The sequence below is a fragment of the Thermanaeromonas sp. DSM 22490 genome (genome assembly GCF_056378755.1).
Genome location: NZ_JBJHHE010000017.1, coordinates 1 through 14,417 on the forward strand (window position 1 = coordinate 1; position 14,417 = coordinate 14,417).

14 protein-coding genes and 1 tRNA gene are annotated in these 14,417 nt (G+C 47.6%); 14 read left to right on the forward strand and 1 reads right to left on the reverse strand.

Annotated features, from left to right (window positions below):
• Window positions 1-175: 175 nt before the first annotated feature.
• The 14 genes from glnA (at window position 176) to AC1BI1_RS11210 (ending at window position 14,232) form a co-directional block, all read left to right on the forward strand.
• Entirely contained in the window at window positions 176-1,597 is a 1,422-nt protein-coding gene (glnA, locus tag AC1BI1_RS11145) for a type I glutamate--ammonia ligase (RefSeq protein ID WP_476717375.1), read from the forward strand.
• A gap of 265 nt (window positions 1,598-1,862) precedes the next feature.
• Entirely contained in the window at window positions 1,863-4,175 is a 2,313-nt protein-coding gene (locus AC1BI1_RS11150) for a glycoside hydrolase family 31 protein (RefSeq protein WP_476717376.1), read from the forward strand.
• A 136-nt stretch (window positions 4,176-4,311) separates the two neighbouring features.
• Window positions 4,312-4,390 (forward strand) — tRNA-Pro (locus AC1BI1_RS11155).
• A 134-nt stretch (window positions 4,391-4,524) separates the two neighbouring features.
• On the forward strand, window positions 4,525-6,369 hold the full coding sequence (locus tag AC1BI1_RS11160; protein WP_476717425.1) for an FAD-dependent oxidoreductase: 1,845 nt from the start codon (window positions 4,525-4,527) through the stop codon (window positions 6,367-6,369).
• A 100-nt stretch (window positions 6,370-6,469) separates the two neighbouring features.
• The gene (gene speD, locus AC1BI1_RS11165; RefSeq protein WP_476717377.1) at window positions 6,470-6,847 is read left to right on the forward strand and encodes an adenosylmethionine decarboxylase; all 378 of its coding nucleotides are present in this window, start codon (window positions 6,470-6,472) and stop codon (window positions 6,845-6,847) included.
• 176 nt (window positions 6,848-7,023) lie between these two features.
• Entirely contained in the window at window positions 7,024-7,728 is a 705-nt protein-coding gene (locus AC1BI1_RS11170; RefSeq protein WP_476717378.1) for an isoprenoid biosynthesis enzyme family protein, read from the forward strand.
• Between the two features lie 81 nt (window positions 7,729-7,809).
• Window positions 7,810-8,550 carry a twin-arginine translocase subunit TatC gene (gene tatC, locus AC1BI1_RS11175; RefSeq protein ID WP_476717379.1) on the forward strand — a complete coding sequence of 247 codons (741 nt, stop codon included), beginning with the start codon at window positions 7,810-7,812 and terminating at the stop codon, window positions 8,548-8,550.
• A 33-nt stretch (window positions 8,551-8,583) separates the two neighbouring features.
• Complete coding sequence (gene tatA, locus AC1BI1_RS11180; RefSeq protein WP_476717380.1) at window positions 8,584-8,805, forward strand: twin-arginine translocase TatA/TatE family subunit; 222 nt, start codon at window positions 8,584-8,586, stop codon at window positions 8,803-8,805.
• A gap of 63 nt (window positions 8,806-8,868) precedes the next feature.
• Window positions 8,869-10,086, forward strand: a complete 1,218-nt coding sequence (hydF, locus tag AC1BI1_RS11185) for a [FeFe] hydrogenase H-cluster maturation GTPase HydF (protein WP_476717381.1) — start codon at window positions 8,869-8,871, stop codon at window positions 10,084-10,086.
• A gap of 2 nt (window positions 10,087-10,088) precedes the next feature.
• Window positions 10,089-10,679 (forward strand): YkgJ family cysteine cluster protein, encoded by a 591-nt coding sequence (locus AC1BI1_RS11190; protein WP_476717382.1) that lies wholly within the window; start codon window positions 10,089-10,091, stop codon window positions 10,677-10,679.
• 5 nt (window positions 10,680-10,684) lie between these two features.
• Window positions 10,685-11,065, forward strand: coding sequence for a methylglyoxal synthase (locus AC1BI1_RS11195; protein WP_476717383.1), 381 nt, complete (start codon window positions 10,685-10,687; stop codon window positions 11,063-11,065).
• A 1-nt stretch (window position 11,066) separates the two neighbouring features.
• Window positions 11,067-12,506, forward strand: coding sequence for an aspartate ammonia-lyase (locus AC1BI1_RS11200; protein WP_476717384.1), 1,440 nt, complete (start codon window positions 11,067-11,069; stop codon window positions 12,504-12,506).
• Window positions 12,507-12,605: 99 nt separating this feature from the next.
• Window positions 12,606-13,319 carry a LysM peptidoglycan-binding domain-containing protein gene (locus tag AC1BI1_RS11205; protein WP_476717385.1) on the forward strand — a complete coding sequence of 238 codons (714 nt, stop codon included), beginning with the start codon at window positions 12,606-12,608 and terminating at the stop codon, window positions 13,317-13,319.
• Window positions 13,320-13,413: 94 nt separating this feature from the next.
• Window positions 13,414-14,232 carry a M55 family metallopeptidase gene (locus AC1BI1_RS11210; RefSeq protein ID WP_476717386.1) on the forward strand — a complete coding sequence of 273 codons (819 nt, stop codon included), beginning with the start codon at window positions 13,414-13,416 and terminating at the stop codon, window positions 14,230-14,232.
• Here the strand turns inward: AC1BI1_RS11210 and AC1BI1_RS11215 are convergent.
• On the reverse strand, window positions 14,216-14,413 hold the full coding sequence (locus tag AC1BI1_RS11215; protein WP_476717387.1) for a DUF3006 domain-containing protein: 198 nt from the start codon (window positions 14,411-14,413) through the stop codon (window positions 14,216-14,218). The two genes, AC1BI1_RS11210 and AC1BI1_RS11215, sit on opposite strands and share 17 nt — an antisense overlap.
• Between the last annotated feature and the right edge of the window lie 4 nt (window positions 14,414-14,417).

The following is a 14,417-nucleotide window of genomic DNA, read 5'->3' on the forward strand; positions in this document are numbered from 1 at the left end:
GGGTGGAGGAACAAAATTTACATATGGTGACACTCAGTACTTCTTGCCAGGGAAAGGGAAGTGTGGGGTCATAGAAGATTGTGAGGCAAAGAAGCCTCAGCGACTATGGTGAAAATGTCGCTGAGGCTTCTTTTCTTAAAATAACTTATAACAACTTTTAAGGAGGTTTTAGCTCATGGAGAGAAAACCGGAAGAATTTCTGACTTGGGCACGCGAAACAGGAGTCAAAATGCTAGATCTTAAATTCGTCGACCTGCCGGGGTTATGGCAGCATTTCAGCATACCCCTGTCGGAAGTGGATGAAAAAAACATAGTAGAGGGGTTTGGTTTCGACGGTTCTAGTATACGCGGCTTCAAGGAAATCCACGAAAGCGACATGCTTCTCGTCCCAGATCTGGATACTGCCTTCATAGATCCATTTTGTGATACTCCTACCTTAAGCCTTATCTGTAATGTTGTCGATCCGGTTACCAAGAAAAATTTTGAACGCGATCCTCGTTACGTAGCACAAAAAGCCGAAGCTTACCTGAAGTCTACCGGAATTGCTGATACTAGTTATTGGGGACCAGAAGCTGAATTCTTTATTTTCGATGATGTCCGGTTCGACCAGAATTACCATTACGGATACTACTTTGTAGATTCTATCGAGGGATTTTGGAATTCCGGAGCGGAAGAACGGCCTAATCTGGGGTATAAGCCGCGTTATAAGGAAGGTTACTTTCCGGTACCCCCCACCGACAGTCTGCAAAACTTGCGTACAGAGATGGTCCTTATTATGCAGGAGTGCGGCATTCAGGTGGAATGCCATCACCATGAAGTAGCTACTGCTGGCCAGTGCGAAATCGATATGAAATATGGGACTTTGACTAAAATGGCTGACCAATTGCTCTTATACAAATACATTGTTAAAAATGTAGCTCGAAAGCATCATAAAACTGCCACCTTTATGCCTAAGCCTATTTTCCAGGATAACGGTTCGGGAATGCACGTACACCAAAGCCTGTGGAAAGAAGGCAATCCCCTCTTTTATGATGCCAGCGGTTACGCTGGTCTAAGTGAGTTGGCCAGATATTATATTGGGGGACTTCTTAAGCATGGTCCAGCCTTGGCTGCTTTTTGCAGCCCGACAACTAATTCTTTTAAGCGTCTAGTACCTGGTTTCGAAGCCCCCGTATATCTGGTTTACTCCCAGAGGAACCGTAGTGCAGCCGTACGGGTTCCCGTATATTCTTCCAGTCCCAAGGCTAAGCGGATAGAATATCGCCCACCGGACCCCTCCTGCAACCCGTACTTCGCTTTTGCCGCCATGCTTTTGGCAGGACTGGATGGTATTATGAACAAGATTGACCCGGGTGAACCCTTGGACAAAAATATTTATGAACTAAGCGCTCAAGAGGTAGAAGCCATACGTTCCCTTCCCGGTTCCTTGGACGAGGCTCTAAAAGCATTAGAAGAAGATTATCAGTTCCTTCTCCAGGGAGGAGTATTTACTGAAGAACTTATTCAGGCATGGATTAGCTACAAGAAGAATAAGGAAATTGATGCAGTAAGGCTGAGACCCCATCCCTATGAATTTACTCTTTACTTTGACGTATAAATTTAGTGTTTAAAAGAGGAAGGAATTGTGGCAGCGTGGGTCCTTCAGAATCTGTGAGGGCTCCGCTGCAATTTTTTTCTTAGGCTTCATTTAAAATTCCGAAGATAAATCCCTTAAACACCGGGATATCTGGGAAAACTGATGCTATCGAGGCCGTCATATTTTTTGCTTGTAACACTAGTCGCAGGTATTAATTTTTCAGTAGAGAATATCTAAACTGACAGCAGGAGCCATAGAGGTTAGGAGGAGGAACATTACATCCACTATGAAGTCAGGGCGAGTTCTATTCTGGAAGAAGGACAACAACAAAGTGCATATAGGATGCGAGAATTTTAATGTAGAGGTCGAAGCATTCACAGATAAAATAATTAATATCTACGCCCATAAAAGCCGCAAAAAAACCTTTAGCCAGGCAGTGATTATTAGGCCTCGGTCTGTAGCCTTTCAAGTAGAGGAGCAAGAAGGTTATCTTATCCTGGCTACTGAATGTTTAACGGTTAGGGTAAACAAGAGGGACTTTACCCTGGAGTTCCGTGATGACCGCGGCTTTTGGCTGGAAGGTCAGGATTTAATTTTAGGCGAAAAGTGGAGGGGTTGTTCCTTTTCCATTCGTCCAGATGAACACTTTTACGGTTTAGGGGAAAAGACAGGGTTTTTAGATAAAAGAGGCAAGAAATATACTATGTGGAATGCGGACTGTTACGAAACCTATACTGAAGGTGCCGATGTCATGTACCAGAGCTACCCCTTTTATATAGGTGTGAATAAAAGCGGGAGCTATGGTATTTACTTTGATAATACTTTCCGTACTTCTTTTGATATGGGAAAAAGCAATGACGATCGGGTAACCTTTGGAGCTGAAAAAGGGCCGCTAAATTTCTTTTTTATCTATGGTCCTACAGTAAAGGAGGTAGTAGAAGGGTATACAGAGATTACAGGTAGGATGGAACTACCACCTGTATGGGCTCTGGGCTACCAGCAAAGCCGATACAGTTATTATCCTCAGGAAAGGGTTATGGAAATAGCGAAAGAGTTCAGACAAAGAGATATCCCTTGTGACGTCATCTACCTTGACATTGATTATATGGATGGGTTTAGAGTATTTACCTTCGATAAAGAGAGATTCCCTGATCCACCTGGCCTGATACGAGAACTAAAAGAAATGGGATTTAAGGTAGTCACCATTGTGGATCCAGGGGTAAAAGTAGATATAAATTACAGAGTCTACAGGGAAGGACTGGAAAAAGGTTATTTTGTAACTGATGAGAACGGTTTAATCTTTACGGGCAAAGTCTGGCCCGGTCTCACCTGTTTTCCTGACTTTTCTAGAGACGATGTCAAAACTTGGTGGGCAGACCTGCACAGAGAGTTTTTAGAGATGGGTATTGCGGGCATATGGAACGATATGAATGAGCCGACGGTTCTAGATGATCCTGCTAAGATGATGCCCCTCAACTTAATCCACCAGGGCAATGGTAACCCTGTTACCCACGAAGAGTTCCGTAACCTTTACGCTTTAAATATGGCTATGGCTACCCGAGAGGGCTTCCTTAAATTTAAACCTGGGGAAAGGCCCTTTATTCTAACGCGAGCCGCTTTTGCTGGCATCCAGAGGTACGCAGCCACCTGGACAGGAGATAACCGGAGCTACTGGGACCACCTGAAGATGTCCATCCCTATGCTCTTAAACCTTGGGCTTTCGGGAGCACCCTTCTGCGGGGCAGACATAGGGGGTTTTGCTGGAGATGCGAGCGAAGAGTTACTGATAAGGTGGACGCAGGTGGGGGCTTTTTATCCTTTCTGCCGCAATCATAGCGAAGTGAATACGGTTGCCCAAGAACCCTGGGCTTTTGGTAGGAGATGCGAGGATATATGCAGGAGATTTATCCAGCTGAGGTACACTTTACTACCCTATATTTATAACCTTTTTTATCAAGCTTCCCAAAGGGGTGCGCCCGTCTTAAGACCGCTGGTCTGGGAATACGAAAGGGATGAAAACTGCCACCGCATTTTCGACCAGTTTTTACTGGGCGACAGCATCCTGGTGGCGCCAGTGTATGAGCCTGGCCAAATTAAAAAGGCAGTTTATCTTCCAGAGGGTAAATGGCTTGACTGGTGGTCGGGTGAAGTCTTAGAAGGCAGCCAGTACCATTTAGTTGATGCCCCTTTAGAGAAGATACCTATTTTCGTAAAGGAAGGCTCGATAATTCCTATGGCCAGGCCCATGAATTATGTTGGCGAAAGGCCGTGGCAGGTTGAGTTTCATTTTTTCCTGGGCAACAGCTCTAGAGGCGAATATATCTATTACGAAGATGACGGCCAGACCCATGAGTACAAAAAGGGTATCTTCAATTTGTACCAGATAAGTTATACAACGTTGAACAATGGTGTGCTGACTTTAAAGTGGGAAAAGCTTCATAGCGGGTTTGCCAGGGGACAAAAGGAATTTAAAGCTGTCTTGAGAAATCCTGGGCCGATAAAAGAAGTCCGGGTAAACGGGAACAGGGTAGAGTTTAACCTGGAAGGAGGAGAAAAAACGATACAGCTGGAGGATAACTGGAAGAACCAGGAAGGCTAGAGCGATGTTAAACAACTTATAGAGAATGACATAGAGCCCTAAAACTCAGTTATCCTCACTTTTTGCAGGGCAGGGCTAAAATCCTTGACAAACTTTCCTGAGGGGTGATATACTCTATATTGCAATGACGGAGTGTCGGGGCGTAGCTCAGCTTGGCTAGAGCGCTTGCTTGGGGTGCAAGAGGTTCGGGAGTTCAAGTCTCCCCGCTCCGACCACCTTGTATGTATCTGAGCCAGTCCACTTTTTGTGGGCTGGCTTTTACTATAAGGCTGGAAAACTATTAAGAAAGGCGGCTAAGAGGTTGCCAGATAGAAGTTCTAAAACTATTATTGGCATTACGACAATTACAATGCTAGCTTTAGTCCTGCTAACGGGATTATATTTTTACCAGAACAGTAGGGCCACTAAAATTTCCACCCCCAAACCAGAAGATTTTCCTCCTGCTCCCCCCCCAATTACGGGGACTAGCTATGACGTTATCGTTGTTGGGGGAGAGCCGGAAGGTGTGGCAGCCGCGATTTCAGCAGCCAAGCAGGGCATAAAGGTACTGTTAATAGAAAAGCGTGATGGCCTAGGCGGGCTTTTTACTTACGGTTGGCTTAACTTCATCGATATGAATTTTGGCCCTCGCGGAGAATTGCTCACCCAAGGAACTTTTCTGGAGTTTTACCGGCAGGTCAAAGGCGAGATTTTTGATATAGAGGAAGCCAAGCAGATTTTTAGCGAAATGGTCGCGCGTTACCCCAACCTAGCAGTAAGCCTAAATACTACCTTTAAAGCTCCGCTTTTGGAGGGCAATAAACTAGTAGGGGTAGAAGTTGAAAGGGGTAAGGAGACAATCAAATTTTATGCCCGTAATATAATTGATGCCACCCAGGACGGGGACGTAGCAGCGGCTGCAGGCGTTCCGTATACTATTGGTGCAGAGGATATTGGAGAAAAAGGCAGACGTCAATCGGTAACTCTTATTTTTCGCCTTAAAGGAGTAAATTGGGAAGCCTTGGGGCAGGCAATAAAAGAAGGGAGAGTGGCTGATGGTAAAATATCCAACCGGGCGGCCTGGGGGTTTAGTTCCTTAACCGGCCAGTACCAGCCCTCCACTCCTCGCCTACGTCTGCGAGGTTTAAATATCGGGCGGCAGAAGGATGGTACTATTTTAATAAATGCCCTGCAAATTTTCGGCGTAGATGGCCTAAATGAAGGAGCCAAAAAAGAAGCTATAGAGTTGGCTAAAAAAGAATTACCGAGTATAACTGCTTTCTTGAAGGCTAAGATACCTGGTTTTGCTACGGCAGAATTAGATGGCACTGCCCCGGAACTTTATGTCCGGGAGACACGCCATATAAAGGCTGAATATCAGTTAGATATAAATGACGTAGTCTTTAACCGTGATTTTCCCGATCGTATAGCCCACGGTTCCTACCCCGTGGATGTGCAGGCCACTTCACCTCAGGATACAGGTTTTGTCTACGGCCGGCCGGTGATGTATAGCATTCCTTTTCGGTCTTTAGTGCCTCTGAGGATCGACAATCTTTTGGTAGTAGGGCGTTCGGCCGGGTATACCCATCTGGCAGCCGGGAGTACTAGGGTAGTACCGGTGGGAATGGCTACTGGCGATGCTGCAGGAGTAGCGGCAGCCTATTCCGTCCGTACGGGTAAAAGCCTACGTGAAATAGCAGGTAGTCTGGAGGACATCCAAAAAATACAGGACTTATTAGTTAAGCAGGGAGCTTATCTTAAAGCCTTTTATATTCCCAATCCTTTAGAAAGCCATTGGGTTTTCCCAGCTCTAAAGTTTGTCAATCGCTGGGGTCTAGTAGTGGCCGGCTACAATAATGACTGGAAGCTTGATAAAGAGATAACTGGGCAAAGCTTCTATTATATGACGGCCAACGCTATAAAGCGGGCTGTGCCGGATAAGGCTGGCCTGGTCGAAGCCAAGTCCCATTTGCTACAGACCTTTCTCAATACTCAAGTATTAACCCGGGGAGAAGCGGCGAGACTTTTACTCGCCTATTTGGGAGAAGACATCTCCAACCTGGAACCGGGAACCGCCATCCAAAAAGCAGGAGAAAAAGGGCTTTTACCCTTAAAGGAAACAGGCCGGGATCCTGCTGTTTATTTCACTTATGCTGAGGCCTATTATGCTACAGAAAGGTTATGTGCTCTCTTGGGAAATAAATCGAGTTTTTGATCCGACATTTACTGCGAATTTTAGTTGACAAGGGGGGGGTCTACGGTTACAATTGGATTTGATTGAACACCCTATTTTAACAGTAAAGGAGGAATGATAATTGCGCGCATTGGGCCGTCATGTTCTAGCTGAGATTTATGGGTGCAGTTTTGAAATCCTAAACGACATTAAAAGAGTCGAGGAAATTATGGTTAATGCAGCCCTTGAAGCAGGGGCCGAAATTCGTGAAGTCTGCTTCCATAAATTCAGCCCCCAAGGCGTCAGCGGCGTGGTGGTCATTTCCGAATCCCATCTCGCGATCCATACGTGGCCTGAATTAGGGTATGCCGCCGTGGATGTTTTTACCTGTGGGGAAAAAGTTAATCCATGGGATGCCTGCAGGTACTTGACCGACCAGTTTCAGGCAGAGGAAGTTCATGCCACTGAAATTCAACGGGGCATAATAGAGCCTCGTCGTGCGGCGGTCGTCAATCTGTAGGAGGGGATATTTATTTTAGTACCTACAGCTCAAAATGGCTAACGGGCCTTGCTGGCGAAGGGAAAGCTGGCAGGGCCTGTGGCATTTTTATGGAGTTAATTTAGTACTAAATTAGCAGGAAAGCATCAACTTAAGGCGAATTATGACTCCAATAATTCTTAAGGGGTTTATATATCATGGCCTTACATTTATGCCCACAACTCGCCCCGGATTTAGAGGCAGTTGAGCAGCGACTGGAACAAGAAACTACAAAACTTATGTGGCCCCACTTAGGCCCGTGCGAACGGCATTTTTTGCCTGCACTAGTTATCTTAAGCGGTCGGTTTTATGGCTATCGGGATCAGCGCCTGTTGTCCCTGGCTGCCGTTTTACAGCTCATTTTTATTGCTTCTTTTATTCATACTAACGCCAGCCGCGAAGCAGCCCGGCCTACCTTGTGGGGCGATTATCTATATACGAAGTTTTTTGACCTTCTGTGCCGGGATGGCAACCTGGAGTTCTTAAAACCGCTGGCCGAAATGATCTGTACTTTACATTTAAGATTCATTACTTCCCTAGTACAAAAAGAAGTTAAAGAAGATAATGATACTGGTACAGCCCTCATTGAAGTATGTGGTATTATGGGAGGAATTGCTGCCCAGTTAGGTGGAATTTTGGGCGGCGCCCGGCCTGAGGAAGCGTGCGTTTGGTATGAATTGGGCCATGGCTTGGGTATAATTTGGGGAATGCGAATCACAGGTCGAGGGCTACCGGTTCTCCAGCATATCAAGGCGGTAGAAGCGGCCTTAGGAAAACTGCCGGATGTTTCCGGGCGAGAGGCCTTGAAGGAAATGTTTTTAGCTCTGGTAAAACCATCAGCCGCTCAACAGCTGGCTACTTGAGCTGGGTAGCAATTTACATTGCTAGAGAGCCTTATTAGCAGTATAATGGGAATAAAGGGCCAGGTGCAGGGGGGTGGCAAAATGGAAGATAAATCCATGACCATAACAGAGCACTTAGAAGAGTTGCGGCGAGTGTTAATTGTTTGTCTGACCGCCCTGGGCTTGGCCACACTGGTCACTTATTTTGGTTTCCGGAGCCAGCTTCTGGCACTGCTAACGCGGCCGGTAAAGGATCTGGGGGTTTCTTTAGTCTATATCACTCCCTGGGAAGCTTTCTTTACTTCTATAAAAGTTTCGTTCTTAGCAGCTATATTCCTGGCTTTACCTGTTATTCTGTGGCAGATATGGAGCTTTATATTGCCTGCTTTACACCCGCATGAACGGCGTTTGGTGTATATAATTATGCCCTTTTCCCTCGTGCTTTTTCTGGGGGGTATAGCTTTTGGCTACTACGTAGTTTTTCCGGCAGCCCTGCGTTTCTTACTGGTCACGGTAAGCGAAGGATTTCAACCTTTAATTACTATATCTAAGTATTTAGGATTTTTAACTACCTTTGTTTTGCCCTTTGGTTTGGTTTTTCAGCTGCCTTTAGTTGTGGTCTTGTTAACCAAGTTAGGTTTGGTAACACCTAAGTTTTTGGTGAGAAATAGGAAGCTAGCTATCTTAATCATCTTTATTCTGGCAGCCATATTAACACCTACACCCGACATAATTTCGCAGTTGCTCATGGGCATTCCCATGGTGCTTCTATACGAAAGTAGTGTATGGTTGTCTTATCTGGTGCGCCGGCGGCAGGAAAAGGCTGAAAGCGAAGGCGCGTGAGGGGACTATTTGAGGCCGAGGAGGTGAGACGTCATGTTTAGCAGTTTAGGCGTCCCGGAATTACTTCTAATCCTTGTTTTAGCGCTAATTATTTTTGGCCCCGGTAAACTGCCGGAAGTAGGTAGAGCTCTGGGTAAGGGAATCCGAGAATTTAAGAAGGCAACCACTTCTATAACTAATGAGATTGAAGAGGCTGTTAAAGTAGATGAGGCCAAGGTGGAAGCGAAAGAAAAGGAAAGTAAGACAGCTAGTTAAAGAATGGGGAATGAGAGGGAGGCATTGACTTCCCTTTTTTTCTGGCCAAGGAGGTGAAAAAGAGTGCAAGATACACCGCGGGGCAACCGCTTGCATATTGCCCTTTTTGGGCGGCGCAATGCTGGAAAATCGAGCTTAATAAATGCTTTAACTAACCAGGAACTGGCTGTAGTTTCCAGCGTACCCGGTACTACGACCGATCCTGTATTTAAGTCCATGGAAATTTTACCTCTGGGCCCGGTAGTCCTTATCGATACAGCGGGTATTGATGATGTAGGGGAGCTAGGGGAACTGCGGATAAGGAAAACTTTAGAAGTTCTCCGCAAAACCGATCTGGCTATCCTGGTCCTGGATCCCCAGACGGGGATAGGCCCATATGAACTGGAGCTTAAACAACGTCTATCTGAGCGGGGACTGCCTATGGTGGCTGTCTTAAACAAAATCGATCTGGGCGGGATAGAACATCTCCCGGATATGGAACGAACTTTAGGCCAAAAGATATTACCAGTCAGCGCCAAAACCCGCCAGGGCATTGAAGAGTTAAAGAGCGAGCTGATTAAGGCCGCACCTGCCGATTTTGAAGCGCCCTACCTGGTCGGCGACTTGGTAGGGCCGGGTGAACTGGCCGTCCTGGTGGTTCCTATAGATTTAGCAGCTCCTAAGGGGAGGCTGATTTTGCCCCAGGTGCAGGTCCTGCGCGACCTGCTGGATAATGATGCCATGGGGTTGGTAGTCAAAGAGCGTGAGCTAAAGGCTGCTTTGGCCCAAATACCCCGGCCTAAAATAGTGATTACCGATTCCCAGGCCTTCTTAAAAGTAGCTGCGGATACACCCCCGGAGGTTTGGATGACCTCTTTTTCGATTCTAATGGCTCGCTATAAAGGGGATTTAATAGAACTGGTGAGGGGGGCCAAGGCGGTTAAAAATTTAAGGCCGGGGGACAGGGTCCTTATTGCGGAGGCCTGTACCCACCACCGCCAGCCCGATGATATTGGTAAAGTCCAGATACCCCGCTGGTTGCGCCAGTATGTGGGTGGAGAATTGAATTTTAATTGGGTTTCGGGCGGTAGCTTTCCCGAGGACTTGGCCACTTACAAGCTTGTTATTCACTGCGGAGGGTGCATGATCAATCGCCGGGAAATGCTCTACCGCATTCAGGTGGCCAAAGCGGCCGGGGTTCCCATTGTTAATTATGGGGTTTTTCTGGCTTTCGTTCATGGCATACTTGACCGGGCCCTGGAGCCGTTCCCCCTGGCTAAGATGGAGTGGGAGGAAGAATAAGAGTGGAACCAGTTCAGGTGCGGCCCTGGCATGTAAACGGTAAAGGAGGATACGATTTAGTCGTTACTTCAACCCTGGCTACAGTAGATGATTATCTCCTGGCCGTGGGCCGGGTAGAAAATTTTAATATCTACAGGTCTTTTAAGGCCGGCGGCGGTAATTGCCGCGGGTGTTCCCATTGCTGTAGAGATCGCTTGCCCCTCACCTTAAGGGATTTAATTAGCTTGCGGCAAGGGCTTCACGCTTTAACTGGGAAACATTTGTCGCTGAAAGAGGTAATTGCCAACTATTGCCAGGTACAAAAAATTGGCCGGGCCCTAGATATAACCCTGCGCACCGACGGGGAGGGCTACTGTATTTTTTTGTCACCCGAGAGCAACCTTTGTCGCCTTTACCCTTACCGCCCCTTTGTCTGCCGCACTTTTTACTGTTGCCCCGCAACCCGCCGCGCCCTAAACCTGCGCTCGAGTATTGTTAACTGGGGTGAGGATGAGCTGGCTTATTATTGGCTAAAACAAAAGTTAAGGGTCCCCCGAGTTTATTTAAAGGATATTTGTTCTCCCTCATTATGGAGAGAATTAACAAGGGGGTAGTGGCTTTGCGTATCGCCCTTATTGCCCATGACCGGAAAAAGGACGAATTGGTGGAATTTGTTCATAAGCATCGGGATCTTTTTGCCCAACATCGCCTCATAGCTACGGGTACTACAGGAGCGAGGATCCAAGAGCGCACCGGCCTTAAGGTGTACTGCCTTTTATCAGGCCCCTTAGGAGGTGACCAGCAAATAGGGTCCTTGGTGGCCAGGAGGCGCCTGGATCTGGTAATTTTTCTGCGGGACCCCTTGACCCCTCAACCCCATGAGCCGGATATTAATGCCCTTTTGCGCATTTGCGACGTACATAACGTCCCGGCAGCTACCAATTTGGCTACGGCAACTGTTTTTTTAAATCATTTACGCGATCAAAGGAGCGTAAAATAACGTGGACATGCGGGTTGAACACGATCTTCTGGGTGAGCGTGAGGTACCTGCTACTGCCTATTATGGCATCCATACCTTGAGGGCGGCAGAAAATTTTCGTGTGAGCCGCCACAGGGTGCATCCCGAGCTGATTAAAGCGCTGGCGACAGTTAAAGAAGCAGCAGCCCGGGCCAACTGGGAACTGGGGTACCTGGAGGAAGAAAAGGCCCGAGCCATTATTGCTGCCTGCCAGGAAATTGCCAATGGTAGTTTAAGCGACGAATTTATTCTCGATGCCTTTCAAGGTGGGGCCGGTACTTCGACCAACATGAATGTTAACGAAGTTATTGCCAACCGTGCCTTGGAGATTCTCGGCCGGCCGCGCGGTGATTACAGCTATATTCATCCCAATGACCATGTTAACCTGCACCAGTCTACCAACGATGTTTATCCTACTGCCATGAGGCTAGCCGCCTTAAGATTGTTACAACCCCTGGCCGACCGGCTGGCCGAATTGCAAGCTGCCCTCCAGGAAAAGGAAAGTGAATTCGCCGGCATTATCAAGATAGGGCGTACGGAACTCCAGGATGCGGTACCTGTTACCCTGGGTCAGGAGTTCAGCGCCTATGCCCAGGCAGTAGCCCGCGACCGCTGGCGGCTTTATAAGGTAGAAGAGCGGCTGCGCCAGGTGAACTTAGGGGGCACGGCCGTAGGTACGGGATTAAATGCTCCGCTAAAGTATATCTATTTAGTTATTGAACACCTGCGCCGCCTTACGGGTTTGGGTTTAGCGCGGGCAGAGAATATGGTAGACCTCACCCAAAATATGGATGTATTTGTAGAAGTGTCCGGTCTGCTCAAAGCTGCAGCTGTGACTTTAAGCAAAATAGCCGATGATCTGCGCTTTTTGTCTGCCGGTCCCCACGGAGGTCCTGCGGAAATACGGCTGCCCGAAGTGCAGGCCGGTTCCTCCATTATGCCCGGCAAAGTTAACCCTGTAATCCCGGAGATGGTTAATCAGGTAGCCCTGCAGGTAATAGGTAATGATTTAATTATCTCCTTGGCGGCCAGCCGGGGCCAGCTGGAGCTGAACCCCTTTAGTCCCCTTATTGCCCATGCCCTTCTAGAGTCCCTGGATATGCTGGCCCGGGCAGCTCAGATCTTTCGGGAACGCTGTATTACAGGTATTACTGCTCGCGCCGAACGCTGCCGGGAGCTCCTGGAACGCAGCCCTGTCTTAGTTACGGCTCTCCTTCCTTACCTGGGTTATGAAAAAGCGACGGAAGTTGCCCAAGAGGCCACAGCTAAAGGCTTAAGCATTCGCGAGGTGGTTTTAGCTCAAAGGCTTCTGACCCCTGAAGAGCTGGAGATAATCTTATCCCCCCTGGAAATGACCAAACCCGGTATCGCCGGCGAAAAAGCCTTAAAGAGACTTAAAAGCCCTGACCGTAAAAGTGGTTAGAGTTTTCTTTATCCCTTCACCAGGGTGAGGTAAGTTGCATATCTATAGAGTAACTATAGTGACCCCAAATTGCCTTAAGACAAGGAGGGCATATTCAGAATGGACGCCCAGCAACTACCTCGTTGCCCTGGTGGGATTTACTATGTGGTTCAAAGTGGAGATACCATGTTTAATATTGCCCAGCGCCTGGGTTTATCCCTCGATGATTTAATTGCAGCTAATCCTCAAGTGGCTGATCCCAATCTAATCTTTCCCGGCCAAGTATTGTGCATTCCTCTGAAAAGTAGGATAACCTGTCCCCAAGGGTTCATTTATGTTGTGCGACCCGGGGATACCCTTTTCGAAATAGCCCGCCGCTTTGGTACTACTGTGGAGAGAATTGTAGCCGCCAATCCCCAAATCACCGATCCTAACGTGATTTTCCCCGGCCAGCGTATATGCATTCCCTTATTCCCCGCGGTTCCCCGACGCCGCTATGCCTTCCCTTTTTACGGGAGCGAGCATGCTCCCCATGGAAAAGGAGTAGGGATGATGGATTGGGACCATAAGATGGTGACAGTAGTAGCCTGGGACCTACCCGATCCCCATACTTGCGGCATGGATAAGTATGTACTGTTGGTCCGCTATAAGGAGAACGAAGACTTCATCGCCGAAGATATGCATAACACCAGTTATGGGATGATGTACTGTCATCACCGCTTGAGAGACGATCCGGTATTATTAAGCGTCATACCATTTCTAATAGTCGCGGCGAGAATACCTTTCCGTTTGGGACCTGTGTTTCTGGGAGGTATCCTGCCCGTCATCTGGTAATATAGTTACCATGTGCCGCATAAAAACTTAATAAACAAATAAGGCAGGGGAGAGGGCAGGCTCCCCTGTCTTTTTAAAGGGGGCCTGGAAAACTTTGCGCATTTATATCTCCGTAGATATGGAGGGATTGAGCGGAGTAGTATCCTGGAATCAAGTGGAGGCCAAGGGCGGGTCAGAGTACCAGCATTATTGCCGCCTTTTAACCGCTGAAGTTAATGCTGCCGTCCGGGGAGCTCTGGGTGCAGGGGCTACAGAAATAATAGTGAATGATGGCCATAATAATATGCGCAACATTTTGAGCGAAGCTTTGCTGCCCAAAGCCCGGCTTATTACCGGGGAAAATAGATTAATGGGAATGATGGAGGGCATTGGCCCAAGTTTTAGTGCCGCTTTTTTTCTGGGCTACCATGCCCGGGCGGGCAGTTCCGGGGTTTTAGCTCACACCTATAATGAGGCTGTATTCTCCTGCCGTATCAATGGCCGGGAGGTAGGGGAAACAGGTCTTAATGCTCTGGTGGCCGGCTATTTTGATGTACCAGTAGTACTCCTTTCCGGGGATAACATAGTAGCAGCTGAAGCTAGGCAGTTATTAGGAAACTTGGAAGTAGTTATTGTTAAAGAGGCGCGGGGATTTTATGCTGCCCGGTGTTTGGCGCCGGGCGTAGCGAGGGAAAGAATAAGAGCTGCTGCTGCGCGCGCTCTGAGCAACTTAAACCGTTATAAACCCCTAAAGCCCCCGGCTACCGTTACTTTAGAAGTTGAATTTAAAGAAGCAGCCCAGGCGGAGGCTGCCTGCTTACTGCCCAGGAGCAAACGCCGGAGTGCACGCGTGGTAACCTATGAAAGTACGGATTATCTGGAAACTTACCGTGCCTTCCGCGCCATGGCCAGTCTGGCTAAACATTACGTATAAATTTTTGTGGAGACCTGGTATTAGCCGGCTCAAGGACAATGGCTATTTTTAACATATCACCTTCCCGGGCTGCTCGTGGCAATAGAGCTCGAGGCAAATTGAAAGTGTAATTATTATATCTAATAAAGGCGAAATCTCCTTCCAGCCGTTCAATAATTAAGGGTGGCTGTTTTTTAACCATCCTT